The following is a 1,440-nucleotide window of genomic DNA, read 5'->3' as shown; positions in this document are numbered from 1 at the left end:
GCGTAGCGTTGAATTTCGGGGATCTTGCGGTGAGGTCGGTGGGTTCGCCTCGCGGTGAGGAGTGCCCCTGTGATGTCGTCGATCTCTGTCACCCTGTGCGCCGAGGTCCCCGAGCTCGGTGAGTCCCCGGGTGCCTTGAGCTGGTCGATGGTCGAGGCGTGGGCGGTGGCGATGCGCGAGGAGGTGCCGGCCGCGGCACTGGCGGCGTCGTTGGAGCAGGTCCAGGACCAGCTCATCGACCGGGTGTGTGGCCCGCGGTGGCTGCCGGTGCGGGGCCTGCCCGCCCCGTTCGCGTGTCCGGGCTGCGGGGTGATGCAGGACTTCGCCCGCAAGGGCAAACGCACCCGCCCGCGCCGCATCGACACCTCGGTGGGGGTGGTGCGCCTGCAACTGGCCAACGTGGGCTGCCGGGACTGCGGACGGGTGTTCGCGCCGCTGCTGCTGATGCTCGACCTCACGGGGCGCCGCCGCACCGACCGGCTCGCCGTGGACCTGGCCGAGCTGGCCAGCCAGATGTCGTTCGCCCGCGCCGGCGCGGTGGCCCGCCGCTTCGGCGCGCCGGGATCGGCGGGGCGGGCCCATCAGGCCGTCGCCGACATCGCGCCCCGCCTCGAGGCCGTGGGTCAGGTCGATCTCGGCGGGCCACCGCGGGCGGCGGTGGTCGTGCTCGACGGCACCGGGGTCCGAGCCGGGCGTCGGCGGCTGGGAGTGAACACCAACATCGCGCTCGGGCTCACCGCCCGCGAGGGCCCCCGACGTCGACGACGAGCCAGCACCGCGCTGCTCGGGCTGACCGTGGACCAGCCGTGGTCGGCGATGCGCCACCAGCTCGACGGTCTCGAGGCCCCGGCGGTGGTCGTGGTCGACGGCGAGGTCGCGGTCACCCGTGTCGCCGCAGCGACCTGGCCGGACACCCCCATCCAACGCTGCTGGTGGCACCTGGCCCGCGCGCTGCGCTGGGCGCTCTACGCCGACAAGGCCCCGCACCGCTGGTCACGCAACAAGCGCGGCGAGCTCACCGCCCTGCTGCGCGGTGTCGCCCGCGATCACCTCACCCACGCCCAGGCCCTCGCCCGCTACGACGCCTTCACCGACACCGTGCGCGCCGAGGGCCACCACGCCGCCACCGAACTACTCGACGGCGCCCGCGACCAGGTCTTCACCTGCCTGCAGCCGGCCGTCGGCCGCGAACTGGCCCACCTCGGCGGACCCGAACTGGGCAGCGGACTGCTCGAACGCGTCATGCGTGAACTCAACGCCCGCACCGACATCGGCGGCAGCCGCTGGTCGATCGAGGGCCTGCGCGACCTGATCACCATCCAGCTCGCCCGCATGACCCAGCACCCCGCCTGGAGCACACTGCGCGAGTCCACCCACCCACCGAACACCATCACCTTCAAGATCAACCACTTGAAGTTCAACGCTGGCTGACGCTACCGA

Annotated in this window: 1 protein-coding gene; it reads left to right on the top strand. The window is 72.8% G+C overall.

Annotation, left to right across the window (positions count from 1 at the left end; translation table 11 throughout):
* The first annotated feature begins 72 nt into the window (after window positions 1–72).
* Window positions 73–1,431 carry a hypothetical protein gene (locus PH190_RS30550; RefSeq protein WP_274235315.1) on the top strand — a complete coding sequence of 453 codons (1,359 nt, stop codon included), beginning with the start codon at window positions 73–75 and terminating at the stop codon, window positions 1,429–1,431.
* Window positions 1,432–1,440: the final 9 nt, after the last annotated feature.

The organism is Actinomycetospora straminea (genome assembly GCF_028737255.1).
GTDB lineage: Bacteria > Actinomycetota > Actinomycetes > Mycobacteriales > Pseudonocardiaceae > Actinomycetospora > Actinomycetospora straminea.
This window is presented reverse-complemented; position numbering and strand designations above follow the sequence as displayed.